We start from the raw sequence: 23206 nt of genomic DNA on the forward strand, positions 1-23206 counted from the left end.
GTCGATCAGCGTGGCAAGGTCTGGTACATCGAAGACTACAGCGGGAAACAGATATTCATGAAACGGTATAGGGAGGCCGGTTGCGAGGCTTCACTCACTGCGGCGCATTGCGAGGGTTAGTCAAGCCTTTCGTGATTACATCCACACCAGCACACCACTAAGCCCTTTCTACTTGCCCCCCCGAGCAGTCGTTCGATGAATGCAACATCTGTGAGACATGCAGCTTGTAGGCAGACCGGCGCCTTCCCGTGTTTCGTCAGCCAGTCGCGGAGACTGCGTGATGGTAGTGAATGCCCACGACCGAGTATCAATGGGAATCGTAGTCTGGTCAGTCCTGTTTCTTGCTCCAGTAATCCATTCGTGTCACCGGATCAGCAACAGTTTCACTGCATTGATCTGCATACTGGTTTAGGAGAATCGAATAGTTCACGACGTCATTATCGATCTCTTTAAGCATCGACTTAATTGCCATTTCAGTTCTGGCGTGAGTCAGCTTCTCACTGGTGAGAGCCTTGGAGTAAGCCAGCGCGCTTACTGCGGCTTGTCTGCTCTGCTCAGCCAACTCAGGCTTCTGCGCCTGGATAAGCTTTGATGAGAGCAGATAGAAGCCAGCGCACTCAGCGAGCTCATGCGCAAGATTGTTTACTGCTCGCTCAGACTCATACGCGAACGCAGAATCCAGCGGAAGCAACAGAGCAAAAAGAATGTATCGAACCAATGCAGAGTGTCCCTTCACGGCCTGCGGTATGCAGGCATTGTAAGACACCAGTAAAGCACAGCAGTAACTCCCTCCCCCTCAAAGTCAGCCGCTATAGCGGCAAAGGACAGCTATTGCCCATGGAAAACAATAAGCCTTCCCGGATCACTTCCACTACGTCGATGAGATGGCAAGGATCACCTTGTAGCGCTGAATAGAGTCGCAAAGTCGGTCATCAACAAGCAGCGTGGCCGAAATAAGGAATGGGTTCTCCCTTACGACTACAGCGCAATGCACAGAATGAATGATTCGGCTTGGAAGAATGCACAGATTCGCGCGGGCAAGGTCTGGCAGGAGAAATATCTGCGGCCGGCTTTGCCTGGTTTTTGTCGATACGAGTGCACGACCTTTGGCAGAAGGCTATGTACAGCGCGCGTGACTCTGGAAAATCGAGCTTTGCTCGGTCACAAGAACAGCAACATCACGAGCCACTATTCCACTGCAGAGCTTGGGCATTTGATGACGCGGCAAACAAAGTGTCAGCCACCGATTCGCGAGGACCGGTACTGACCATCTTGAGGAGGAAAACGGGATGATCCCCCCGCAAAAGTCCCACGCGTAAAAAAGCCGAACTGGCTAGAGTTCGGCTAAGTTACTGATAAATATGGTCGGGACGGAGTGATTCGAACACTCGACCCCTAGCACCCCATGCTAGTGCGCTACCGGACTGCGCTACGCCCCGACTAGGCGTTGACTCTGTCCCTCATCTCGAGGAACGCTCAAGAATATATCGCAAGCTTTTGAAAACTGGAAGTATTTAAAAGCAGGAATTTATTTCTTGAGGACCACCAGAACATCTTCCAGCTCGGCGATCATCTGGCGGATCATTTGTTTGTATTGGGTGGTGTCGTCTTTGGCTTCATCGCCGGACAAACGCAAGCGTGCGCCGCCGATGGTGAACCCCTGATCGTAAAGAAGCGCGCGGATCTGCCGGATCATCAGCACGTCCTGGCGCTGATAATACCGGCGGTTGCCGCGGCGTTTGACGGGGTTGAGTTGAGGAAACTCCTGCTCCCAGTAGCGCAGCACGTGTGGTTTTACCGCACACAGCTCGCTGACTTCACCAATGGTGAAGTAGCGTTTGCCCGGGATGACGGGTAGTTCGTCGTTATGACTTGGTTCCAGCATAAGCCTCAACTCGGGCCTTCAACTTCTGCCCTGGACGAAAGGTGACCACACGGCGAGCCGTGATCGGGATTTCTTCTCCCGTTTTCGGATTGCGGCCAGGCCGCTGGCGTTTGTCCCGAAGGTCGAAATTGCCGAAACCGGACAATTTGACTTGTTCGTTGTCTTCGAGCGCGTGCCTGATTTCTTCGAAAAACAGTTCGACCAATTCCTTGGCCTCCCGCTTGTTCAGGCCCAGCTCTTCGTACAGACGTTCCGCCATCTCAGCTTTCGTCAAAGCCCCCATACGTCACTTCCTTAACGTGGCGTTCAACCTTTGTTCGAGCGAGGTGAGGATGTTTTGCGTTGCGGTATTCACCTCATCGTCATTAAGAGTGCGCGATGGATGCTGCCAGGTCAAGCCGACCGCAAGGCTTTTTCTATCAGGATCAATGCCTTTACCCTGATACACGTCAAATAGCCTGAGGTCCGTGAGCCATTCGCCTGCATTTTCACGGATTACATCCAGCACAGCAGTGGCTGCCACGTCCGTGGCCGCAATCAATGCCAAGTCACGACGCACTTCAGGAAAGCGCGACAACTCGCTGAATTTTGGCATTTTGCCCGAAGCCACTTCGGCCAGAACCAGCTCGAAAACGAAGACCGGACGGTCGAGACCGAGGGTTTTCGACAATTCAGGGTGGATAGCACCGACATAGCCGACCAGGCGACCATCACGCTCGACGCGCGCGGTTTGACCCGGGTGCAACGCAGGGTGTTTACCCGGCACAAACGTGAACGCATCCAGTGCACCGGCGAAGCCCAGCACCGCTTCCACATCGGCTTTGACGTCGAAGAAATCCACGACATCGCGACCTTGCGCCCAGCCTTCCGGCAGACGGCTACCGCACACCACACCAGCCAGCATCGGCTCTTGCTTCAGGCCTTCCAGCTGACCAACGAAACGCAGGCCGCTTTCGAACAGGCGGACGCGATCCTGCTGGCGGTTCAGGTTGTGCTGAAGCGCCTTGACCAGGCCCGGCCACAGGGACGAACGCATGGCCGCCATGTCATTGGAAATCGGATTAGCCAGCAGCAGCGGCTCGACACCCGGATTAAACAACTCGAACTGTTTCGGATCGATGAAGCTGTAGGTGATCGCTTCCTGATAACCACGGGCCACCAGCAGACGACGCAGCTCAGGCAGATCGCTACGCGCTTCAGCCTTGGCTTGTGGTGCCAGACGGGCTTGCGGGTAGCGAACCGGCAGACGGTTGTAGCCGTACAGACGGGCCAGCTCTTCGATCAGGTCGACTTCCAGGCTGATATCAAAACGGAAGCTTGGCACTTCAACGCGCCACTGCCCTGCCCCATCGGCAGTAATGGTCAGGCCCAAAGCGCTGAGCAGACGCTCGACTTCGGCCGAATCCATTTCCATGCCCAGCATCTGGGTGATGCGTTGAGCACGCAGGGTGATCGGTGCGATCGATGGCAGGTGCTGTTCGCTGACAGTTTCGACGATCGGGCCGGCTTCGCCACCGGTGATGTCCAGCAGCAGGCCAGTGGCGCGCTCCATGGCTTCACGGGCCAGCTTCCAGTCCACGCCACGCTCGTAGCGATGCGAAGCGTCGGTGTGCAGGCCGTAGGAACGAGCCTTGCCAGCGACGGCAATCTGGTCGAAGAACGCGCTTTCCAGGAAAATATCGCGGGTGGTCGCGGTGTTGACGCCGCTGTGCTCGCCACCCATGACGCCGGCGATAGCCAAGGCACGGGTGTGGTCGGCGATCACCAGCGTATCGCTACGCAGGCTGACTTCCTGACCGTCGAGCAGCACCAGCTTCTCGCCATCTTCAGCCATGCGCACGCGGATGCCGCCATTGATTTCGGCGAGATCGAATGCGTGCAGCGGTTGGCCCAGTTCCAGCATCACGTAGTTGGTGATGTCGACGGCGGCGTCGATGCTACGCACGTCGGCGCGACGCAGGCGCTCGACCATCCACAGTGGCGTAGGCTTGGACAGGTCAACGTTACGGATCACGCGACCCAGATAACGCGGGCAAGCGTTCGGCGCCAACACTTCGATCGAACGCACTTCGTCGTGCACGGCAGGAACGCTGGCAATGACCGGGCGCACCACCGGGGCAGCATAAAGCGCACCAACTTCGCGGGCCAGACCGGCCAGAGACAGGCAGTCACCGCGGTTCGGGGTCAGGTCGACCTCGATGCTGGCGTCTTCCAGGTTCAGGTATTCACGAATGTCCTGACCGACCGGCGCATCGGCCGGCAATTCCATCAGGCCGTCGTTGCCTTCGCCAATTTGCAGCTCAGCCTGGGAGCACAGCATGCCGTTGGATTCAACGCCACGCAGCTTGGCTTTCTTGATTTTGAAATCGCCTGGCAGTTCGGCACCGATCATGGCGAACGGGATCTTCAGGCCAGGGCGCACGTTTGGCGCACCGCACACAACCTGGAAGGTCTCCGCGCCACTGCTGACCTGGCAAACGCGCAGCTTGTCGGCGTCCGGGTGTTGCTCGGTGCTCAGCACCTCGCCCACCACCACACCACTGAATTCACCGGCGGCCGGCGTAACGCTATCGACCTCAAGACCGGCCATCGACAGACGAGCAACCAGCTCGTCGCGATTTACCTGCGGGCTTACCCAGCCACGCAGCCATTGTTCACTGAATTTCATCCTGCTCTCCTAAGAATTCGTTACGACTAGCGAAATTGCGCGAGGAACCGCAAGTCGTTGTCGAAGAACAGACGCAAGTCGTTCACGCCGTAACGCAGCATGGCCAGACGCTCAACGCCCATGCCGAAGGCAAAGCCCGAAAACTCTTCCGGGTCGATCCCGGACATACGCAGCACATTCGGGTGAACCATGCCGCAGCCCATGACTTCCAGCCAGCCAGTCTGCTTGCAGACACGGCAGCCTTTACCGCTGCACATCACGCATTCCATGTCGACTTCAGCGGATGGCTCGGTGAACGGGAAGTACGAAGGACGGAAACGCACGGCCAGTTCTTTTTCGAAGAACACGCGCAGGAACTCTTCGATGGTCCCTTTCAGGTCGGCGAAGTTGATATCGCGGTCGACCAGCAGGCCTTCGACCTGATGGAACATCGGCGAGTGGGTGATATCGGAGTCGCTGCGGTACACACGGCCTGGGCAGACGATGCGGATCGGCGGCTGTTTCGATTCCATGGTGCGGACCTGTACCGGCGAGGTATGGGTGCGCAGCAACATGTTGGCATTGAAATAGAAGGTGTCATGCATCGACCGGGCCGGGTGATGGCCTGGGATGTTGAGCGCTTCGAAGTTGTGGTAATCGTCTTCGACCTCAGGGCCTTCGGCGATGCCGTAGCCAATGTGGGTGAAGAACTGCTCGATACGTTCCAGAGTCCGGGTAACCGGATGCAGACCGCCTGAGGTCTGGCCGCGGCCAGGCAGGGTCACGTCAATGGATTCGGCGGCGAGCTTGGCCGCAAGATCGGCCTCCTCGAACAACGCCTTGCGCGCATTGAGAACCTCTGTGACACGCTCCTTGGCAACGTTGATCAGCGCACCGACTTGCGGACGCTCTTCTGCCGGCAAATTCCCCAGGGTCTTCATCACCTGAGTCAATTCACCCTTTTTGCCAAGGTAGTGAACCCGGATTTGCTCCAGGGCATTGATATCTTCAGCGCTTTGCACAGCCTCTAGTGCTTGAGAGACGAGCGCATCCAGGTTTTCCATGTACAGACTCCAGATACAAAATAGGGGAAGAGCTTGAAGGCTCTTCCCCTATTTATGACGTTTAACACCTGGCCCCACAGAGGTGAGACCGGGTGACTGTCGGGGGTACTTAAGCCAAGGTGGCTTTAGCTTTCTCGACAATCGCAGCAAACGCCGCTTTTTCGTTCACTGCCAGATCAGCCAGAACCTTACGGTCGATCTCGATGGACGCTTTTTTCAGGCCGGCGATGAAACGGCTGTAGGACAGACCGTTGATACGTGCACCAGCGTTGATACGAGCGATCCACAGAGCGCGGAACTGACGTTTTTTCTGACGACGGTCACGGTAGGCGTATTGGCCTGCCTTGATTACCGCTTGCTTGGCAACACGGAATACGCGCGAGCGAGCGCCGTAGTAGCCTTTAGCAAGTTTCAGAATTTTTTTGTGACGTTTACGGGCAATGACGCCACGCTTTACACGAGCCATGAGTTACTTCCTCTATTCTTGACTAAAATTAACGAAGGCGCAGCATGCGCTCGACTTTTGCCACGTCAGACGGATGCAGCAAGCTGCTACCGCGCAGTTGACGCTTACGCTTGGTCGACATTTTAGTCAGGATGTGGCTCTTGAAAGCGTGCTTGTGCTTGATACCGTTAGCAGTTTTCAAAAACCGCTTAGCAGCACCACTTTTCGTTTTCATTTTTGGCATGTTCGGATACTCCGCATTCAGTTGATAAACATAATCAGAAGGCCTGCCGTGCCCTGTTGATTACTTCTTCTTTTTCGGGGCGATGACCATGATCAGCTGGCGTCCTTCCATCTTAGGATGCTGTTCGACCGAACCGTACTCGAGCAAGTCACCTTCAACTCGCTTGAGGAGTTCCATCCCCAGCTCCTGGTGGGCCATCTCACGGCCGCGGAATCGCAAGGATACCTTGGCCCTGTCCCCGTCACTCAGGAAACGTACCAGGTTGCGCAGTTTTACCTGGTAATCCCCTTCCTCCGTCCCTGGACGAAACTTGATTTCTTTAACCTGAATCTGCTTCTGGTTTTTCTTGGCCGCGGCAATCTGCTTCTTCTTTTCGAAGATCGATTTGCCGTAGTCCATCAGTTTGCAAACAGGGGGTACTGCATCGGCGGAAATTTCCACCAAATCCAGTTTGGCCTCTTCAGCCTTAAGAAGCGCGTCTTCAATTGACACAATCCCAAGCTGTTCACCTTCAGCCCCAATTAACCGAACCTCGCGTGCCGAGATATTCTCGTTGATCGGGGCTTTCGGTGCAGCTCGTTTATCTTGTCTCATTTCACGCTTAATAATAATTACTCCGAATCTGGGCGACCACGCCGGGAAACCGCTTGCGCGAGAAACTCAGCGAACTGGGCGACGGGCATCGAGCCCAGGTCAGCACCTTCACGAGTACGCACAGCGACAGTCTGCATCTCGACTTCCCGATCTCCGATAACCAAGAGATAGGGAACCTTGAGCAAAGTATGCTCGCGGATTTTAAAGCCGATCTTTTCATTTCTCAAGTCAGACTTGGCACGAAATCCGCTTTCGTTGAGAGTTTTTTCAACCTCTGCGGCAAAATCGGCTTGTTTATCAGTGATATTCATAATCACTGCCTGGGTCGGCGCCAGCCACGCGGGGAATGCACCCTCGTAGTGCTCGATCAGAATTCCGACGAAGCGCTCGAAGGAACCCAGGATCGCCCGGTGCAACATCACCGGGTGCTTGCGACTGTTGTCTTCGGAGACGTATTCGGCTCCCAGACGGACAGGCAGGTTAAAATCGAGCTGAAGGGTACCACACTGCCAGACACGGCCGAGGCAATCTTTCAGCGAGAACTCGATCTTCGGACCGTAGAACGCACCCTCGCCCGGCTGCAGATCGTACGGCAGGCCCGCACTATCAAGGGCTGCGGCCAATGCCGCTTCGGCGCGATCCCACAACTCGTCGGAACCGACGCGTTTTTCCGGACGAGTGGACAGTTTCATTTCGACTTCTTTAAAGCCAAAGTCGGCATAAACGTCCATGGTCAGCTTGATGAACGCGGCGGATTCGGCCTGCATCTGCTCTTCAGTACAGAAGATGTGAGCATCGTCCTGAGTGAAGGCGCGAACACGCATGATGCCGTGCAGTGCACCCGACGGCTCGTTACGGTGGCAGGCACCGAACTCGGCCAGACGCATCGGCAGCTCGCGGTAGCTTTTCAGGCCCTGATTGAACACCTGCACGTGGCACGGGCAGTTCATCGGCTTGATGGCGTAGTCGCGGTTTTCCGACTGCGTGGTGAACATGTTGTCGGCGTAGTTGGCCCAGTGCCCGGATTTCTCCCACAGGCTGCGGTCAACGACTTGTGGAGTCTTGATCTCCAGGTAACCGTTGTCGCGCTGAACCTTGCGCATGTACTGCTCGAGCACCTGGTACAGCGTCCAGCCGTTCGGGTGCCAGAACACCATGCCCGGCGACTCTTCCTGGGTGTGGAACAGGCCCAGACGCTTGCCGATCTTGCGGTGATCGCGCTTTTCAGCTTCTTCGATGCGCTGGATGTAAGCCGCCAGCTGCTTCTTGTCCGCCCATGCGGTGCCGTAAACGCGCTGTAATTGCTCGTTCTTGGCATCGCCACGCCAGTAGGCGCCGGACAGCTTGGTCAGCTTGAAGGATTTCAGGAAGCGCGTGTTCGGCACGTGCGGACCGCGGCACATGTCGACGTATTCTTCGTGATAGTACAGGCCCATGGCCTGCTCGTTCGGCATGTCTTCGACCAGGCGCAGTTTGTAGTCTTCGCCGCGAGCCTTGAACACTTCGATCACTTCGGCGCGCGGAGTGACTTTCTTGATCACGTCGTAATCTTTCTCGATCAGCTGCTGCATGCGCTGTTCGATGGCGGCCAAGTCGTCAGGCGTGAAAGGACGCTCGAAGGCGATATCGTAATAGAAGCCTTCTTCGATGACCGGACCGATGACCATCTTGGCCGTCGGGTACAGCTGCTTGACCGCGTGGCCAACCAGGTGGGCGCAAGAGTGGCGAATGATCTCCAGCCCCTCTTCATCCTTTGGCGTAATGATTTGCAGCGAAGAATCGCTGTCGATGATGTCGCTGGCGTCGACCAGCTTGCCATTGACCTTGCCGGCTACGGTGGCCTTGGCCAGGCCTGCACCGATGGATGCGGCGACCTCGGCTACGGAAACCGGGTGATCGAATGAACGTTGACTGCCGTCGGGAAGAGTAATAGTTGGCATGGCGCCTCCTCTCCTAGTGGTGACCCCTACCAAAGGTCACGTGGGTTGGGATGAGCCAGTACAAGATCCGATCCAGGCCATTCAATGACGAACGCCTGCCTTACAGCGGCAGGAGCCTTGCGGCCAACCGGAAAACCGAACCAGAGTGACTGGGATTCAAATCAGGGTTATTCGCGCATTTGCCGCTGCCGGGACGGAAGGTCATCCGGAGCCTGCAAACACCCGAGCCAGGCATGCTAGCACAGATGAACGGTCATCGATGCACCGAGGTTTTCTGCTGGGGCAAATCAGGCTTTTTTGTGCCAGAGTGCTGAACTTGAACCCCGTGTCACCCATCAGATAAAAGACATTGACCCGAAAGGAGCATCTCAGCATGCGTCTGAATCGTTTATTCGCAGTAGTCGCACCCGTCGTCCTGTTGCTGCCGCTGGCGGCCCACGCCGACTGGCCAAAGGGTGAGCGCGAGAAGTACATGGCTCAGTGCACACAGGCGGCTTCCCCTCAGATTGGCGCTGCTGCGGCAAAATCCCACTGCGCTTGTGGCGCCGACGCGATCAAATCCTACCCGGCCAGCGATATTCAGTCGCTGATGGACAACAAGGCCACCCCGGAACTGCAACAAAAGGCACTGGGCGAGATCGCCAAATGCAAGGCCAATGCACCGGCGAAAAAGTGAGGAAAAAGTCCTTTTGACTCGCCCCAACGCTGATAAAAAGTGATGGATTTCAGCTTTTTCGTACGATTTATGCAGGTTTTACAGCTTTTTTTATTGTCTTTACTTTCGGCTGAAAGCCTTTTAAAACGGGGCTTTCAGCCATACAGAGCAACAAAGAGAACGCGACTGTAGGGCAAACAGCACGTCCGGGGGGCTCCCAAAGCGAACATTTCGACTATGATACTCCGGTGTGCCCAGTTGGCCTGAGCAGCACAGTACTACTGAAAATATATGTTTCTTGGAGATACACCATGTCTAATCGCCAAACCGGCACCGTTAAATGGTTCAACGATGAAAAAGGCTTCGGCTTCATCACTCCTCAAGGTGGCGGTGACGACCTGTTCGTACACTTCAAAGCTATCGAAAGCGACGGTTTCAAAAGCCTGAAAGAAGGCCAAACCGTTTCCTTCGTGGCTGAGAAAGGCCAAAAGGGTATGCAAGCTGCACAAGTTCGCCCAGAGTAATTTTCTGGCGCACTAAAAAAACCCCGTCCATGTGACGGGGTTTTTTATGGGTGAAACAAAAACAATCAGCCGCAGTTGACGCGGGTGACCACCAGATTGCTGTCGGTGCTCAGGTTCAGGCGATCGGAGCGGTACTCCAGAGTCACCATGTCATCAGGCTTGAGAAACCGGGCATTCTGCGCGCCTGCACGGGTACGCGCCTGCTCCAGCAATTCGGGCGAAGCCTTTTTGCCAATGGTGAATTCGGCAGCCTTTGCTTCACAACGGCTGTGGCCGGTATCGGTCGCCACAGGGTCCTTTGCCGACTCGGTGGACGTACTGCTGCAACCGGCCAGCAGAGTGGCGGCCAACAACGTACCCAATGATGCGAGCTTCCAAGGCATGAAGCCTCCTTTCTTTCAAAAATTAAGCAGAGATCGTGCGACCGTCATTTTGGTGTTTGGTTTCAAGGCGGGCGCTATCGCCCTGCCCTCGATCTGGACGAGTGGCGAGTTTGCCTGAGCATCGCCCTGGCGTTCATCCCGCAATCGTCACTGAATATGAACAGCGTTCAATAGACGTCGATGTAGTCGTACGGCGGATTCGGCCAGTTGTCTTTCAGCGCGTTGAAGATCTGCATGACCCACACCTCATCGCTGGCTGCGACCCGTCCGACATAACCCGAGCCCTTGGCCCATGTTTCCAGGCGAAACCGCAGCCCGTCGATATCAGTACCACCCACGACACCCGACGAAATGTAAGCGATGCCGCCCTTGGTGACCCGCAACTGAGTGTGCTCATCGTCGCTGGCAGAGGCCAGTAGCTGACGCACTGCTTCGAGGGTCAAGCCGTCAGGAGTGTTCAAATCGATCTGCACAGCACAATCCTTGAAAATTCGTCAAAGACCAAGTGTCGCATAGCCCTCTCCTGATGCCTAAGTCGGAGTGCCAAACGTCCTGCAAAATGGTTAACTCGACACTCAGACTTTCCCGACTTCACGAGCGCCATCATGACCACCGTAAGCATCGACGCCAATATCACAATCAAGTGGCCACAGGGCCACAGCTCTTACAGCCCGGGCAGTCCGGAGGAGCTGGCAATCATTGGTATCGATTTGCTGGTCAAGGAATTGGGGACACAGGCCGCCCAGACCTTCATAACCCAGGTTCTCGAGAAGTACTCCGACGACTATAAGGGCATGAGTGCAACGGATACCGAGTAGCGGAAAACCCCGCAGGCTGGCACCTGCGGGTCTATGGATTACTTCAAGCGAGCCAGGCGCTGGGTCAGCAGATCGAAGAAGCCCTGGGCGTCGCCATTTTCAACCCAGAAGGCATTCTTCGGTGCCTTCAGGCCGTCATACCAGTCGACAACGGTCTGACCGAAGGTCGGCCCTTCTCGACTGTCGACCACCACGTTTACCGAGCGACCGGTAAACAGTTCCGGCTTGAGCAGGTAAGCGATGACCGTAGCGTCATGCACCGGGCCACCCGGAATGCCGTAGTGCTCCATGTCACCTTTGACGTATTCGTTGAGAATATCGCCCACCAGCTTGCTGGCATTGTTGTCCAATGCGGCGATTTGCTGCAGGCGCGCTTCACTGGTGAGGATCTTGTGGGTCACGTCCAGCGGCAGATAGGTCAGTTTGACGCCACTCTTCAGCACCACTTCCGCCGCCTGCGGGTCAGCGAACAGATTGAACTCGGCCACCGGGGTGATGTTGCCACCATTGAAGTGCGCACCGCCCATGATCACCACTTCCTTGATGCCCTGAACGATTTCAGGCTCCTGGATCAGCGCCAAGGCCAGGTTGGTCTGCGGGCCGAGCATGGCGATGGTGATGCTATGGGGTTTGGCGGCCTTCAGGGTATCGATCAGGTAGTTGACTGCATTGCCTTCGGCCAGGCCTTTCTTCGGCTCATGCACGGTGACACCGGACAGACCTTCCTTGCCGTGGATGTTTTCGGCATAGATCGGCGTGCGCATCAGCGGTTTCGGCGCCCCCGCGTACACCGGCACCTCCTCACGCCCTGCCCATTCACGGGCCAGACGCGCATTACGCGAGGTCTTGTCCAGACGCACGTTGCCAGCGACGGTGGTCAGCGCACGAATGTTCAACTCTTCCGGCGAGGCCAGGGCAAACAGCAAGGCGACCACGTCGTCAGCACCTGGATCGGTGTCGATGATCAAGTCGATCTTTTCCGCCGCGTAGGCGCTTGTTGCGGTAATCAGGGACAAAAGCAGCAGACTCCGAAGCAGGTGATGCAGTTTCTGAGCATAGCGATGCATAGCGCACTCCTTGTGCGTGGGAAGAACGGGAAGTTAGAACGTTACGCCAGCCACCAAACCGATGTTGCAGTACGGCTGACATTCGCCTGTACGAACAATCGCCCGTGCCTGTCGGCTGAGCGCCTTGAATTGGTCATGGCTGAGCAGTTCGCGACGGCCCAGTGCGCCGTCGGCATTCAGTTCATCCAGCGCGCTCAAGGCCGATGGCTTTTTGTCCAGAATCTCATGGGCCAGTACATGGCTTTCGACCTGCATTTCGCTGAGCACAACCTTCAAGGTACTGATGAAATCCGGAATGCCGTGGGTCAAGGCCAGGTCAATCAACTCGACGCCGGGCGGTACTGGCAAGCCGGCATCGCCGATCACAACGGTGTCGCCATGACCCAGGGATGCGATCAGCCGCGACAACGCGACGTTGAGCAAAGGTGTCTTTTTCATGGTGCTTTAAACGCCTGTACGTCGGACAAGGTAGGAATCGAAGGTTGCGCGCCAGCCCGGGTGACCGACAGCGCAGCGGCGACCTGACCGAAACGGATCGCCTCGGCCTCGCTCTTGCCGGCCGCCAGGGCCGCTGCGAAACCACCGACAAACGTGTCGCCGGCCGCGGTGGTATCGACTGCTTTCACTTTCGGTGCCGGGAAATGCTCGAAGGTGATGCCATTGGCGAACAGCGATCCCTGAGCGCCAAGGGTGATGATCACCTTACCGGCGCCCATGGCGATCAAGCGGGTCGCGGCGGCTTCGGCAGTGCTCAGGGAATCCACCGGCAAACCGCTCAAGGCCGACGCTTCGCTTTCGTTGGGGATCAGGTAATCGATGGCCGCATACCAATCCGCCGGCAGCGGGCGACTGGCCGGCGCCGGATTGAGGATCACGGTCTTGCCCAGCTCACGACCGCGTTTCAAAGCATGGCCGACCGTGGCATCCGGCACTTCCAGCTGGCAGATGATGACATCCGCCTTCTGCAATACGTTGTCGAAACGGTCGATCACCTCAGGGGTCAGCGCGCCGTTGGCACCGGCAACAATCACGATCGCGTTCTGACTGTTGTCATCGACCACGATCAACGCCACGCCGCTGGAATCCTCGACCGTAGTGACGGCCTGGCAATCGATCCGCTCGGCCAACAGTGCTCCGCGCAGCGCTTCGCCATAAGCATCGCTGCCGACACAACCGACCATCGACACCTGCGCTCCCAGCCGCGCCGCGGCCACGGCCTGGTTCGCACCCTTGCCGCCGGAAACCGTGGCAAATGACTGGCCGATCAGCGTTTCACCACCACGGGGCAGCCGTGGCGCCCGGGTCACCAGGTCCATGTTCAGGCTGCCTATTACCACTACTTTTGCTGGCATACATCTTTACTCATCAATTCGATTTCAGCGGTGCTTTTTTGTTTAGCGGTGCTTTCGGCTCAGCGATATTGGGCAAACACACCGGCCAGCGGCGCGGTCGATTCCCGCAGGACAATACTGGGCGTCACGATGCGCTGATCGGTCGCCAGATCCGGCGCGGCGATCCGACGCAGCAACACCTCGGCCGCCATCTCGCCAAGTTGCAGGATTGACTGGCCCACGGTGGTCAACGCCGGATAGACGTAACGGCTCATCTGGATATCGTCGAAACCAATCACCGACAACTCGGTGGGCACACGAATATTGCGCTCGGCAGCGGCACGCAACACACCGATGCCGATCATGTCGTTGCCGGCGAAGATCGCGCTGGGCGGGTTCTTTTCCAGCAGGATCGCGGCGGCGTTGTAACCGCCGGTGCTGGTGAAGTCGCTTTCCAGCATGCGCTCGCGCGGCACCTCGACGCCCGCCTCTTTCAACGCCCGGCAATAACCGGCCAGACGCATCTGCGCCACGCTGGTACTCGCCGGGCCGCCAATCGTGGCGATGTCCCGATGCCCCAACTCCAGTAAGTGCCGGGTCGCCAGATAGGCACCGTATTCGTGATCGATGCGCACCAGGTCCGCATCGACACCCTCCAGGTCACGGTCGACGATCACCATCGGCGTACGCACGCCTGTCAGGCCTTCGGCCAGGCTGCTGTCACCACCGGCGGACGCAACGATCAAGCCGTCGATGCGTTTTTCCAGCAGCACGCGAAGGTAGCTGCGCTGTTTATCCAGGTTGTCGTCGGAGTTGCAGAGAATGACGCAATAGCCATTGCGCTCGCAGTAATCCTCGATGCCACGGGCCAGCTCGGCGAAGTACGGGTTGAGGCTGTTGGGCACCAGCAGGCCGATGGTCGCTGTGGTTTTCGCCTTCAACGAGCGAGCCACGGCGCTGGGCACGTAGTCGAGGCTTTTGATCGCCGCCTCGACCTTGATCCGCACTTCTTCACTGACCGGCCGCGTCTTGTTCACCACGTGGGAAACCGTGGTGTAAGAAATGCCCGCGAGTGCCGCTACATCCTTGATCGTTGCCATGACTCAGGTCCGCCGGCTTGCGCGCTGACTGCGATAGGTATCGAGCACCACCGCCACCACGATAACCGCACCGGTGATGATGCGTTTGGTTGGCTCTGTCGCGCCGATCTGCGCCAGACCGGCCGCCAGCACGGAGATGATCAGTACACCGAAGAACGTGCTGATCACCGAACCGCGCCCGCCCATCAGGCTGGTGCCGCCGATCACCACCGCAGCGATCACTTGCAGTTCCAGACCGGAGCCGGCATTCGGGTCCGCCGCTTCCAGGCGAGAAATCTGAAACAGTGCAGCAATACCGGCCAGCAATCCCATCAGACTGAAGACCAGAATCTTGTAGGGCTTCGGATTGATCCCCGCCAGACGTACCGCCTCTTCATTGGTGCCGATGCCGATCAGGTAACGACCGAACACCGTACGCGTCAGTACAGCCTGGGCGATGAAGATAATCAGCAAGGCGATGATGAACGATGGCGAGATGCCGAATGCGATCGGATTGGACAGCCAGGCGAAGGCATCACCGATATAGGCGGTGCGCGAACCGGTCATTTGATACGCCAGCCCCCGCGCCATTTCCAGCACACCGAGGGACACGATGAATGACGGAATCCGCCAGGCCACGGTAATCGAACCGGTGATAGTGCCCGCCAGTGCCGCGGCGCCCATTCCCAGCAACGCTGCCGGCAGCACGCTCCAGCCCCAGCCGAGAATCGCCACGCTGACTGTCGACGCCGCCAGCGCCAGCACCGAACCCACCGACAAGTCGATTCCGCCGATGATCAATACGAAGGTCATGCCGACCGCCAGCACCATCAGATCGGGAATCTGGTTGGCCAGGGTGCTGAAGGTGTCGTAAGACAGGAAATGGCTGCTCAACACAGAGAACAGCGCGACCATCGCCAGCAAGGCACCGGCCAGGCCCAGGTAAGTGCCGAGGCCGTAAAAATTGCCACTACGTTTGCCGACCAGAGTTGCAGTATTCATGGAAGATCCCTAGGCGCTGCTTCGTTGAGCAACGCATCACGTTTTTGGTAGCCGGCGAACGCGGCGGCAAGCAAATCATCCTGGGTCCAGCTGTCACGCTCGAAGGTGTCGATCAGACGCCCTGCCGACAGCACGCCAATGCGGTCACAGATCAGCATCAGTTCGCGCAGGTCGCTGGACACCACCACCAGTGCTTTGCCCTGACGGGTCAACTCACCGAGCAATGTATAGATGTCGAACTTGGCGCCGACGTCGATGCCTCGGGTCGGCTCGTCGAACAGCATCACCGTGCAGTCGCGTTCGAGCCAACGGCCGATCACCACTTTCTGCTGATTGCCGCCGGACAATTCCGAGACCAATTGCGTCGGGCTGGAGCTGCGAATGCGCATGGCGTCGATCTGACGCTGGGCCAGCGACATCTCGTCACCGTTGTTGACGAAGCCGCCGCTGGAAATCACCGGCATATTGCCCAGGGCAATGTTGGCGCTGATCGATTGCGTCAGCAGCAGGCCTTCGCCCTTGCGATCTTCGGTGATCAGCGCGATGCCATGACCGACCGCGTCGGCCGGCGAACGAATATCCACCACCTGAGCCGGCGACCCCAGCGCGACGGTGCCGCTGTCAGCTGTATCGGCGCCGAAGATCAGGCGCAGCAACTCGGTGCGCCCTGCCCCGATCAAACCGGAGATCCCGAAGATCTCGCCGGCGCGCACCTCGAAGGACACATCGCGAACCTTGTCGGAACGGGTCAGCCCTTTGACCGTCAAGGCCGGAGCACCGATATTGCGCGGGCCCATGTCGATGTGCTCGCCCAGCTCACGGCCGACCATCAGGGTGACCAGTTGCTCGCTGTTGTAATTGGCCATCGGCTCGACACAGACCAGGTTGCCGTCGCGCAATACCGCGATGCGCTGGGCCACCCGTGCCAGTTCTTCGAGGCGGTGGGAAATGTAGATGATCGCCACGCCGCGCGCCTGCAGGCGAGTGATCTGCTCGAACAGCATTTCAACTTCACGGGCCGTCAGCATCGCGGTCGGCTCGTCGAGGATCAGCACATGGCAATCGCCGATCAGGTTGCGGGCGATTTCCACCATCTGCTGGTGACCGATACCCAGCTCACCGACCAGGGTGTCCGGATCGATGGCATCGAGGCCGACCTGAGCCATGGCCTCGATCGCCGCCCTGCGCAGTTGCTTGCGACTGATCCAGCCACCGAGGCTGGGCAGGTTGTCGAGGAACAGGTTTTCCGCCACCGACAATGTCGGCAACAGATTGAGTTCTTGCATGACCATGCGCACGCCCAGCTTTTCGGCCTGGCTGCGGCTGCCGGGACAGTAATCCTGACCCTGGAATTGCATCTGGCCGGTGGTCGGCGTGACCAGCCCGCCAATGATTTTCGACAGCGTACTTTTGCCGGCGCCATTCTCGCCGGTCAGCGCCAGCACTTCGCCGCGCATCAGCGTCAGGTCGATGCCGGTCAGGACTGGTTGAGCGTAGGTCTTACCGATACCGCTGACCGAGAGGACAGCGTTCGGGGCGGAAACTGACATAAAAACTCTCCATGCGCCCGCCCCAAGGGGCGAGCACCGTTGTGTCGCCAGAAAGACTACTTGGTAACCAGCTCTACCGGAGTTTCGATGACGCCGTTGGCGCCGCTATCGACTTTCTCGCCTTTGATGATTTTCAGCGCGGTCTCGATGCCGAACACTGCTTGCCGGGCAGCAAACTGGTCGGCGGTGGCCAGGACGCGACCGTCCTTGAGCATTGGCTTGATCGCATTGATGTTGTCGTAACCGACCACTTGCACCTTGCCGGCCTTGCCGGCGGCACGTACGGCAGAGACCGCGCCGACCGCCATGCTGTCGTTGCCGGCCAGCAGGGCCTTGATGTTCGGATATTCGCTGAGCATCGAAGAAGCTACCTTGCCGCCCTTGTCGATTTCCCAATCACCGGACTGCAGGGACACGACTTTGATCTGCGCCGCTTCCATCGCATCCTTGAAGCCGGCAGTGCGCTGCTGGGCGTTGGTGGTGGTGGAAACGCCTTCGATGATGCCGACTTCGTCACCGGCCTTCAGTTGCTTGGCCAGGTACTCACCCACCAGGCGCGCGCCTTTGCGGTTGTCCGGGCCTACGAATGGAACGGTGATGTTTTTGCTTTTGACGACAGCCGGATCCAGCTGATTATCGATGTTGATCACGGTGATGCCGGCATCGACTGCTTTCTTGATGACCGGGACCATGGCCTTGGAGTCTGCCGGAGCGATAACCAGTGCGTTGACCTTGGACAGGATCATTTGCTCGACGATGCGCGTCTGGCCGGCCGTGTCCGTTTCGTCCTTGATGCCGTTGGAGATCAGCTCGAAGTCGCCGGAGTGGTCTTTCTGGTAGGCCTTGGCGCCGTCTTCCATGGTCAGGAAGAACTCGTTGGCCAGGGATTTCATGACCAGCGCGACTTTAGGTTTTTCAGGGGTTGCGGCGAATGCCGAAGAGACAGGCAACGCGGCGGATGCGGCAGCCAGCATAGCGACAGCGAGAAGACGTCCAGCGAATGGCAGCTTCATGGGTTCACTCCGATCTTATGATTATTCTTAGCAACGCTTGCGCTGGATCATCAATGGATCAACCCATCGACGGCGACCGCGCAAACGTTTGCGTAGACCGAACTATGCGAACCCTGCCGAGATTTGTCAACGCCCCGTTCCGTGTCTCGGTTGGCAAAAGCCAACCCCGTTTTGCCTCACGCCGTGGTGTTGACCAGACCGCCGCCGCTGGAATCCTTGGCCAGCTCCTTGACCAGATTGCCGGTCACTTGCGCCAGCGCAGCGCTGGTATTGGCGATTTGCCCCTGGATTGTCATGACTGCGCTGGCCTTGGCTTCCGGGGTCGAATAATTCGCCGCCTGAGCGGCCGCCAGTTGCTGTTGCTGTTCGCGCAGTTGCTGCTGCAGTTCCTGCATGCGCTTGAGCAATACCTGCACCGCAATACTCTGACTGCTGGTTTTCTCGGATTTGCTTTCGCTCTGAGCCGTCGCGCCGCCAGCGGTTCTGACCTGCTTATCGTCGCCCTGCTCTTCGCCCAGCGCCTGGGCCGAGGCGTCGGATGTTGCTTCACTCAAGTCGTTGATGGTCGCCGGGGATTTACCCCCGATAGTGATTGCGCCTGCATTTGCAAAACCGACAGTAAACGACATGTGAACTCCTGAAAAAATAGATCCTTTAAAGGAGCATCGACCTGTGCGGGGTTTTCTTTAGCACCGATTTTCGATTTTGCAAGGCGACCTTCTCAATGAAGGTCGGTGAGCCGAACATAAAAGCTGAACATATTCGGAAACCCGGACAGCCAGGCGCGAAGTATCGCCAGCCACGGCAACAATATTGATAAAAATCATCAGGTTAAAAGATCACCTTCTCCAGCGTCCGACTGGTACAGATCCTGCTCTTCTTCCACACCCCCGGCGTTCAGATCTGCTTGGGGCGCTTCTAGATGAACTTGCATCTGCACCGCCTCACTACTAGAGAAAACAATAATGAAATCTGCCTTCAACACTTTTATTCCGGGCGCCTTGGCCCTGCTTATGCTTCTGCCTACAGCCCTTCAGGCAAAAGAAATCGAAACCCAACAGAAACTGGCGAACGTGGTGATCCTGGCCACCGGCGGCACCATTGCCGGCGCGGGCGCCAGCGCCGCCAACAGCGCCACCTACCAAGCGGCGAAAGTCGGCATCGAACAATTGATCGCAGGAGTTCCGGAACTGAGCCAATTGGCCAACGTTCGCGGCGAACAAGTCATGCAGATCGCATCCGAAAGCATCACCAACGACAACCTGCTGCAACTGGGACGTCGCGTGGCTGAACTGGCCGACAGCAAAGACGTCGATGGCATTGTCATCACCCACGGCACCGACACCCTGGAAGAAACTGCTTACTTCCTGAACCTGGTGGAGAAAACCGACAAGCCGATTATCGTCGTCGGCTCCATGCGCCCTGGCACCGCCATGTCGGCCGACGGCATGCTGAACCTGTACAACGCCGTCGCCGTGGCCAGCAGCAAAGACGTGCGCGGCAAAGGCGTGTTGGTGACCATGAACGATGAAATCCAGTCGGGTCGCGATGTCAGCAAAATGATCAACATCAAGACCGAGGCGTTCAAAAGTGCCTGGGGCCCGTTGGGCATGGTGGTCGAAGGCAAATCCTACTGGTTCCGCCTGCCGGCCAAGCGTCACACCATGGACTCGGAATTCGACATCAAAACCATCAAGAGTCTGCCTGACGTCGAAATTGCCTACTCCTATGGCAACGTCAGCGACACCGCCTACAAAGCCCTTGCGCAGTCGGGCGCCAAAGCCATCATCCACGCCGGCACCGGCAATGGCTCGGTATCGTCCCGCGTGGTTCCCGCCCTGCAGGCCTTGCGCAAAGACGGCGTACAAATCATTCGCTCTTCTCACGTCAATGCCGGCGGTTTCGTGCTGCGTAACGCTGAACAGCCTGACGACAAGTACGACTGGGTTGTTGCTCACGACCTGAACCCGCAAAAAGCCCGCATCCTGGCCATGGTCGCACTGACCAAGACCAACGACAGCAAAGAGCTGCAACGGATGTTCTGGGAGTACTGATTCGCCCGCGCCCGACCCGTTCGCGGTCGGGCACCGCTGTCACCACTCGCCAGTCCTGGCGAGTGGTTCACGACCTCTTTCCGATAAAAAATCTCCCTTCGCCCTACACCAAACGGAAAAAACCACTGTCAGAGGATTTTCTTGAATTTTAAGCAGTTGCGAAAATGCCTACAGTTAAATACTGTATGCACGTACAGCTTAATAAGGATAACTCCGTGGCCACTACCTCTGCCTCTCCTGACGCTTACGAACGCCTGGGTATGCGCGTTCAGAAAATCATCAATTCCCCCACAGCTCAGAAAGCCAAAGCCGCACTGATCTTCCGTCTTCCGGACGAACCCGTGGATGAGTGGGAGCGCTTGCTCGAAGAAATCGATGAGAACGACAACGTCACCCTCGCCCATCGCGATGACGGCGGTGTGCAGATTTTCTGGGTTGTGCCGAAGGAAGATTGAGTCAATGAGTGTCCGCTGGCTTGCTTTGCTGTTTCTGCTCATCACCCTTGGCGCCCAGGCTGGCGCCCCACGCACCTTCAACGAAGCCAAGAAAGTCGCCTGGAAGTTGTACGCTCCGCAATCCACCGAGTTTTATTGCGGCTGCAAATACACCGGCAACCGCGTGAACCTCGCCGCCTGTGGTTATGTGCCACGCAAAAACGCCAAGCGCGCCTCGCGCATCGAGTGGGAGCACATTGTCCCGGCCTGGCAGATCGGCCATCAGCGTCAATGCTGGCAACAAGGAGGTCGCAAGAACTGCACGCGCTACGATCCGACCTATCAAAAAGCTGAGGCCGACCTGCACAATCTGGTACCCAGCATCGGCGAGGTAAATGGCGATCGGAGCAATTTCAGTTTCGGCTGGCTACCCGTGCAATCGGGTCAATATGGCTCGTGCCTGACTCAGATCGACTTCAAGGCGAAGAAGGTCATGCCCCGCCCTTCCATTCGCGGCATGATCGCCCGAACGTATTTCTACATGAGCAAGCAGTACGGCTTACGCCTGTCGAAACAGGATCGGCAATTGTACGAAGCCTGGAACAAGACCTACCCGGTTCAGGCATGGGAACGTCAGCGCAACCAGAGCGTGGCGTGCGTGATGGGCCGCGGCAACGAGTTTGTCGGCCCCGTAGACATGAAGGCTTGCGGCTAACCGGCTGCCAGCACTTTCTCCCGGCAGATTGCGCCCTGCACAAACAAAAACGCCCCGACCAAAGTCGGGGCGTTTTCATGTGCGGCTAAGGCTTAGCGCGGGAATGCTGGCGGGTTTACACCGGCCATGTCTTCCATCACGCGAACTACCTGGCAGCTGTAACCGAATTCGTTGTCATACCAGACGTACAGAACAACGCGGTTGTCGTTGCAGATGGTCGCTTCAGCGTCCACTACGCCTGCGTGGCGCGAGCCCACGAAGTCGGTGGAAACCACTTCCTGCGAATTGACGAAGTCGATTTGCTTATGCAGATCGGAGTGCAGCGCCATGTAGCGCAGGTACTCGTTCATCTCTTCACGGGTGGTGGCTTTCTCAAGGTTCAGGTTGAGAATGGCCATCGACACGTTTGGCGTCGGAACGCGAATCGCGTTACCGGTCAGCTTGCCGGCCAGTTCAGGCAGCGCCTTGGCGGCAGCAGTGGCAGCACCGGTCTCGGTGATCACCATGTTCAACGCAGCGCTACGGCCACGACGATTGCCTTTGTGGAAGTTGTCGATCAGGTTCTGGTCGTTGGTGTACGAGTGAACCGTTTCAACGTGACCGTTGACGATGCCGAACTTGTCGTTGACAGCTTTCAGCACCGGCACGATAGCGTTGGTGGTGCAGGAAGCGGCAGAAACGATCTTGTCGTCAGCAGTGATTTCACCGTGGTTGATACCGTGAACGATGTTCTTCAGCTTGCCTTTGCCAGGCGCGGTCAGAACAACGCGGTCGATACCCGGGCAGGCCAGGTGCTGGCCCAGGCCGTCGGCGTCACGCCATACACCGGTGTTGTCCACCAGCAACGCGTTTTTGATGCCGTACTGGGTGTAGTCCACTTCAGTCGGGTTCTTCGCGTAGATAACCTGGATCAGGTTGCCGTTGGCGGTGATGGTGTTGTTGGCCTCATCAATGGTGATGGTGCCGTTGAACGAGCCGTGCACCGAGTCGCGACGCAGCAGGCTGGCACGCTTGACCAGATCGTTCTCGGCGCCCTTGCGGACAACGATGGCGCGCAGACGCAGGCCGTCGCCACCACCGGTTTTCTCGATCAGGATGCGCGCCAGCAGACGACCGATACGACCGAAGCCGTACAGGACAACGTCGGTGCCGGTACGGCCGGAACCATTCTGCTTGCCGACCACATCAGCCAGTTCGTCACGGACGAACGCTTCGGCGGTACGGCCATTGCCTTCGGCCTTGAACTTGACGGCCAACTTGCCCAGATCTACCGAAGCAGCGCCGAGCTTGAGCTCGCTCATTGCCTTGAGCAGCGGGAATGTTTCGTGGACGGACAATTCGCTGTCATCGGACTGGCGATGGCGAGCAAAGCGGTGAGCTTTGAGAATCGCGATGACAGACTGGTTGATCAGACTGCGGCCATAGATCGAGCTCACCACGTTGTTATTGCGGTAGAGCTGACCGATAAGCGGAATCATCGCTTCTGCGAGTGCTTCACGGTCGATCCATTCACCAAGACACTGGTCGGGCTTCTGAGTCACGGGAACCTTCCACATGTAGGGGCAGAAAAAAGGGGCTACATTATGCCGCCGAGTGCCTCCCGTAGCAATGCGCGCCTGTCGCACTAGCGGTAACAAAATTCCGTTCAAAAAAATCACGCCCCGCGCCAGCCCAGTAAATACGGGGCTTTCAGCACAGTCAATTTTTCGACGATCACGCCACAGTGTCCGTAACCATCCGTAACACCGAGCGGTTTTGGCAC

The 23206-nt window shown here is 57.6% G+C and carries 27 protein-coding genes, 1 tRNA gene and 1 pseudogene; 7 read left to right on the forward strand and 22 right to left on the reverse strand.

Going from position 1 to position 23206, the window contains the following annotated elements:
* Window positions 1-328: 328 nt before the first annotated feature.
* Complete coding sequence (locus tag ACEN8R_RS15280; RefSeq protein ID WP_019020956.1) at window positions 329-766, reverse strand: hypothetical protein; 438 nt, start codon at window positions 764-766, stop codon at window positions 329-331.
* A 117-nt stretch (window positions 767-883) separates the two neighbouring features.
* On the opposite strand from ACEN8R_RS15280, the pseudogene ACEN8R_RS15285 reads away from it, so the two are divergent.
* Window positions 884-1293 (forward strand): annotated as a pseudogene (locus ACEN8R_RS15285) (tyrosine-type recombinase/integrase); the annotation flags it as partial.
* A gap of 69 nt (window positions 1294-1362) precedes the next feature.
* Here the strand turns inward: ACEN8R_RS15285 and ACEN8R_RS15290 are convergent.
* From ACEN8R_RS15290 to thrS, 9 genes are all read right to left on the reverse strand, one after another.
* Window positions 1363-1439, reverse strand: a tRNA-Pro gene (locus ACEN8R_RS15290).
* A gap of 89 nt (window positions 1440-1528) precedes the next feature.
* A complete protein-coding gene (locus ACEN8R_RS15295; RefSeq protein WP_003179985.1) occupies window positions 1529-1885 on the reverse strand; it encodes a MerR family transcriptional regulator in 357 nt (118 codons plus the stop codon).
* Entirely contained in the window at window positions 1866-2168 is a 303-nt protein-coding gene (ihfA, locus tag ACEN8R_RS15300; RefSeq protein WP_002553164.1) for an integration host factor subunit alpha, read from the reverse strand. Before ihfA ends, ACEN8R_RS15295 begins: the two co-directional genes overlap by 20 nt.
* Before the next feature lie 3 nt (window positions 2169-2171).
* On the reverse strand, window positions 2172-4553 hold the full coding sequence (gene pheT, locus ACEN8R_RS15305; protein ID WP_495624181.1) for a phenylalanine--tRNA ligase subunit beta: 2382 nt from the start codon (window positions 4551-4553) through the stop codon (window positions 2172-2174).
* A gap of 26 nt (window positions 4554-4579) precedes the next feature.
* A complete protein-coding gene (pheS, locus tag ACEN8R_RS15310; protein WP_007940232.1) occupies window positions 4580-5596 on the reverse strand; it encodes a phenylalanine--tRNA ligase subunit alpha in 1017 nt (338 codons plus the stop codon).
* 109 nt (window positions 5597-5705) lie between these two features.
* On the reverse strand, window positions 5706-6062 hold the full coding sequence (rplT, locus tag ACEN8R_RS15315) for a 50S ribosomal protein L20 (RefSeq protein WP_007905879.1): 357 nt from the start codon (window positions 6060-6062) through the stop codon (window positions 5706-5708).
* A 28-nt stretch (window positions 6063-6090) separates the two neighbouring features.
* Window positions 6091-6285 (reverse strand): 50S ribosomal protein L35, encoded by a 195-nt coding sequence (gene rpmI, locus ACEN8R_RS15320; RefSeq protein ID WP_002553160.1) that lies wholly within the window; start codon window positions 6283-6285, stop codon window positions 6091-6093.
* Window positions 6286-6345: 60 nt separating this feature from the next.
* The gene (gene infC / locus ACEN8R_RS15325) at window positions 6346-6897 is read right to left on the reverse strand and encodes a translation initiation factor IF-3 (RefSeq protein WP_172435341.1); all 552 of its coding nucleotides are present in this window, start codon (window positions 6895-6897) and stop codon (window positions 6346-6348) included.
* A complete protein-coding gene (gene thrS / locus ACEN8R_RS15330) occupies window positions 6897-8819 on the reverse strand; it encodes a threonine--tRNA ligase (RefSeq protein WP_007940231.1) in 1923 nt (640 codons plus the stop codon). Before thrS ends, infC begins: the two co-directional genes overlap by 1 nt.
* 373 nt (window positions 8820-9192) lie before the next feature.
* Between thrS and ACEN8R_RS15335 the strand changes: the two genes are divergently transcribed.
* Entirely contained in the window at window positions 9193-9495 is a 303-nt protein-coding gene (locus ACEN8R_RS15335) for a hypothetical protein (protein ID WP_018930277.1), read from the forward strand.
* 290 nt (window positions 9496-9785) lie between these two features.
* Window positions 9786-9998, forward strand: a complete 213-nt coding sequence (locus ACEN8R_RS15340; RefSeq protein WP_003179963.1) for a cold-shock protein — start codon at window positions 9786-9788, stop codon at window positions 9996-9998.
* A 65-nt stretch (window positions 9999-10063) separates the two neighbouring features.
* Here ACEN8R_RS15340 and ACEN8R_RS15345 read toward each other — a convergent pair whose 3' ends face one another.
* Together ACEN8R_RS15345 and ACEN8R_RS15350 are read right to left on the reverse strand one after the other, a co-directional pair.
* Window positions 10064-10381: an I78 family peptidase inhibitor gene (locus tag ACEN8R_RS15345; protein WP_018930278.1), complete on the reverse strand. Its 318-nt coding sequence runs from the start codon at window positions 10379-10381 to the stop codon at window positions 10064-10066.
* Window positions 10382-10548: 167 nt separating this feature from the next.
* Complete coding sequence (locus ACEN8R_RS15350) at window positions 10549-10854, reverse strand: hypothetical protein (RefSeq protein ID WP_018930280.1); 306 nt, start codon at window positions 10852-10854, stop codon at window positions 10549-10551.
* A 132-nt stretch (window positions 10855-10986) separates the two neighbouring features.
* On the opposite strand from ACEN8R_RS15350, the gene ACEN8R_RS15355 reads away from it, so the two are divergent.
* Window positions 10987-11199, forward strand: coding sequence for a hypothetical protein (locus ACEN8R_RS15355; protein WP_018930281.1), 213 nt, complete (start codon window positions 10987-10989; stop codon window positions 11197-11199).
* 38 nt (window positions 11200-11237) lie between these two features.
* Here ACEN8R_RS15355 and ACEN8R_RS15360 read toward each other — a convergent pair whose 3' ends face one another.
* The 9 genes from ACEN8R_RS15360 to ACEN8R_RS15400 all read right to left on the reverse strand — a co-directional run bounded on the left by ACEN8R_RS15360 (window position 11238) and on the right by ACEN8R_RS15400 (window position 19223).
* A complete protein-coding gene (locus tag ACEN8R_RS15360) occupies window positions 11238-12266 on the reverse strand; it encodes a nucleoside hydrolase (protein ID WP_086945278.1) in 1029 nt (342 codons plus the stop codon).
* 33 nt (window positions 12267-12299) lie between these two features.
* A complete protein-coding gene (gene rbsD / locus ACEN8R_RS15365; RefSeq protein ID WP_495624182.1) occupies window positions 12300-12704 on the reverse strand; it encodes a D-ribose pyranase in 405 nt (134 codons plus the stop codon).
* Window positions 12701-13618 carry a ribokinase gene (gene rbsK, locus ACEN8R_RS15370; protein WP_495624183.1) on the reverse strand — a complete coding sequence of 306 codons (918 nt, stop codon included), beginning with the start codon at window positions 13616-13618 and terminating at the stop codon, window positions 12701-12703. Before rbsK ends, rbsD begins: the two co-directional genes overlap by 4 nt.
* A gap of 59 nt (window positions 13619-13677) precedes the next feature.
* Window positions 13678-14697: a LacI family DNA-binding transcriptional regulator gene (locus ACEN8R_RS15375; RefSeq protein WP_019649606.1), complete on the reverse strand. Its 1020-nt coding sequence runs from the start codon at window positions 14695-14697 to the stop codon at window positions 13678-13680.
* 3 nt (window positions 14698-14700) lie between these two features.
* Entirely contained in the window at window positions 14701-15678 is a 978-nt protein-coding gene (locus tag ACEN8R_RS15380; RefSeq protein WP_007940220.1) for an ABC transporter permease, read from the reverse strand.
* Window positions 15675-17228, reverse strand: coding sequence for a sugar ABC transporter ATP-binding protein (locus tag ACEN8R_RS15385; protein ID WP_111455369.1), 1554 nt, complete (start codon window positions 17226-17228; stop codon window positions 15675-15677). Before ACEN8R_RS15385 ends, ACEN8R_RS15380 begins: the two co-directional genes overlap by 4 nt.
* A gap of 56 nt (window positions 17229-17284) precedes the next feature.
* A complete protein-coding gene (locus ACEN8R_RS15390; RefSeq protein ID WP_019582837.1) occupies window positions 17285-18241 on the reverse strand; it encodes a sugar ABC transporter substrate-binding protein in 957 nt (318 codons plus the stop codon).
* 176 nt (window positions 18242-18417) lie between these two features.
* A complete protein-coding gene (locus ACEN8R_RS15395) occupies window positions 18418-18870 on the reverse strand; it encodes a hypothetical protein (protein ID WP_495624184.1) in 453 nt (150 codons plus the stop codon).
* 197 nt (window positions 18871-19067) lie between these two features.
* Complete coding sequence (locus ACEN8R_RS15400) at window positions 19068-19223, reverse strand: hypothetical protein (RefSeq protein ID WP_177325214.1); 156 nt, start codon at window positions 19221-19223, stop codon at window positions 19068-19070.
* Here ACEN8R_RS15400 and ACEN8R_RS15405 point away from each other — a divergent pair.
* The 3 genes from ACEN8R_RS15405 (at window position 19207) to ACEN8R_RS15415 (ending at window position 21444) form a co-directional block, all read left to right on the forward strand.
* Window positions 19207-20295 carry an asparaginase gene (locus ACEN8R_RS15405; protein ID WP_495624185.1) on the forward strand — a complete coding sequence of 363 codons (1089 nt, stop codon included), beginning with the start codon at window positions 19207-19209 and terminating at the stop codon, window positions 20293-20295. The genes ACEN8R_RS15400 and ACEN8R_RS15405 overlap by 17 nt on opposite strands.
* A 164-nt stretch (window positions 20296-20459) precedes the next feature.
* A complete protein-coding gene (locus tag ACEN8R_RS15410) occupies window positions 20460-20750 on the forward strand; it encodes a DUF1654 domain-containing protein (RefSeq protein WP_007940214.1) in 291 nt (96 codons plus the stop codon).
* Window positions 20751-20754: 4 nt separating this feature from the next.
* Window positions 20755-21444 (forward strand): endonuclease, encoded by a 690-nt coding sequence (locus tag ACEN8R_RS15415; protein WP_018930291.1) that lies wholly within the window; start codon window positions 20755-20757, stop codon window positions 21442-21444.
* Between the two features lie 92 nt (window positions 21445-21536).
* On the opposite strand, the gene ACEN8R_RS15420 is transcribed toward ACEN8R_RS15415, so the two are convergent.
* Window positions 21537-23000 carry a glyceraldehyde-3-phosphate dehydrogenase gene (locus tag ACEN8R_RS15420; RefSeq protein WP_026286742.1) on the reverse strand — a complete coding sequence of 488 codons (1464 nt, stop codon included), beginning with the start codon at window positions 22998-23000 and terminating at the stop codon, window positions 21537-21539.
* Window positions 23001-23206: the final 206 nt, after the last annotated feature.

The organism is Pseudomonas sp. Pseusp15, assembly GCF_059492165.1.

Excerpts from the sequence above, each read along its gene's own strand:
- ACEN8R_RS15415 (WP_018930291.1), top strand. The coding sequence starts at position 20,755 with ATGAGTGTCCGCTGGCTTGCTTTGCTGTTTCTGCTCATCACCCTTGGC.
- ACEN8R_RS15375 (WP_019649606.1), bottom strand. The coding sequence starts at position 14,697 with ATGGCAACGATCAAGGATGTAGCGGCACTCGCGGGCATTTCTTACACC.
- ACEN8R_RS15410 (WP_007940214.1), top strand. The coding sequence starts at position 20,460 with ATGCCTACAGTTAAATACTGTATGCACGTACAGCTTAATAAGGATAAC.
- ACEN8R_RS15390 (WP_019582837.1), bottom strand. The coding sequence starts at position 18,241 with ATGAAGCTGCCATTCGCTGGACGTCTTCTCGCTGTCGCTATGCTGGCT.
- ACEN8R_RS15345 (WP_018930278.1), bottom strand. The coding sequence starts at position 10,381 with ATGCCTTGGAAGCTCGCATCATTGGGTACGTTGTTGGCCGCCACTCTG.
- rbsK (WP_495624183.1), bottom strand. The coding sequence starts at position 13,618 with ATGCCAGCAAAAGTAGTGGTAATAGGCAGCCTGAACATGGACCTGGTG.
- ACEN8R_RS15380 (WP_007940220.1), bottom strand. The coding sequence starts at position 15,678 with ATGAATACTGCAACTCTGGTCGGCAAACGTAGTGGCAATTTTTACGGC.
- ACEN8R_RS15360 (WP_086945278.1), bottom strand. The coding sequence starts at position 12,266 with ATGCATCGCTATGCTCAGAAACTGCATCACCTGCTTCGGAGTCTGCTG.
- pheS (WP_007940232.1), bottom strand. The coding sequence starts at position 5,596 with ATGGAAAACCTGGATGCGCTCGTCTCTCAAGCACTAGAGGCTGTGCAA.
- ACEN8R_RS15335 (WP_018930277.1), top strand. The coding sequence starts at position 9,193 with ATGCGTCTGAATCGTTTATTCGCAGTAGTCGCACCCGTCGTCCTGTTG.
- ACEN8R_RS15395 (WP_495624184.1), bottom strand. The coding sequence starts at position 18,870 with ATGTCGTTTACTGTCGGTTTTGCAAATGCAGGCGCAATCACTATCGGG.
- ACEN8R_RS15420 (WP_026286742.1), bottom strand. The coding sequence starts at position 23,000 with ATGTGGAAGGTTCCCGTGACTCAGAAGCCCGACCAGTGTCTTGGTGAA.
- ACEN8R_RS15355 (WP_018930281.1), top strand. The coding sequence starts at position 10,987 with ATGACCACCGTAAGCATCGACGCCAATATCACAATCAAGTGGCCACAG.
- pheT (WP_495624181.1), bottom strand. The coding sequence starts at position 4,553 with ATGAAATTCAGTGAACAATGGCTGCGTGGCTGGGTAAGCCCGCAGGTA.
- thrS (WP_007940231.1), bottom strand. The coding sequence starts at position 8,819 with ATGCCAACTATTACTCTTCCCGACGGCAGTCAACGTTCATTCGATCAC.
- ACEN8R_RS15385 (WP_111455369.1), bottom strand. The coding sequence starts at position 17,228 with ATGTCAGTTTCCGCCCCGAACGCTGTCCTCTCGGTCAGCGGTATCGGT.
- ihfA (WP_002553164.1), bottom strand. The coding sequence starts at position 2,168 with ATGGGGGCTTTGACGAAAGCTGAGATGGCGGAACGTCTGTACGAAGAG.
- rbsD (WP_495624182.1), bottom strand. The coding sequence starts at position 12,704 with ATGAAAAAGACACCTTTGCTCAACGTCGCGTTGTCGCGGCTGATCGCA.
- ACEN8R_RS15295 (WP_003179985.1), bottom strand. The coding sequence starts at position 1,885 with ATGCTGGAACCAAGTCATAACGACGAACTACCCGTCATCCCGGGCAAA.
- ACEN8R_RS15340 (WP_003179963.1), top strand. The coding sequence starts at position 9,786 with ATGTCTAATCGCCAAACCGGCACCGTTAAATGGTTCAACGATGAAAAA.
- rpmI (WP_002553160.1), bottom strand. The coding sequence starts at position 6,285 with ATGCCAAAAATGAAAACGAAAAGTGGTGCTGCTAAGCGGTTTTTGAAA.
- ACEN8R_RS15405 (WP_495624185.1), top strand. The coding sequence starts at position 19,207 with ATGAAATCTGCCTTCAACACTTTTATTCCGGGCGCCTTGGCCCTGCTT.
- rplT (WP_007905879.1), bottom strand. The coding sequence starts at position 6,062 with ATGGCTCGTGTAAAGCGTGGCGTCATTGCCCGTAAACGTCACAAAAAA.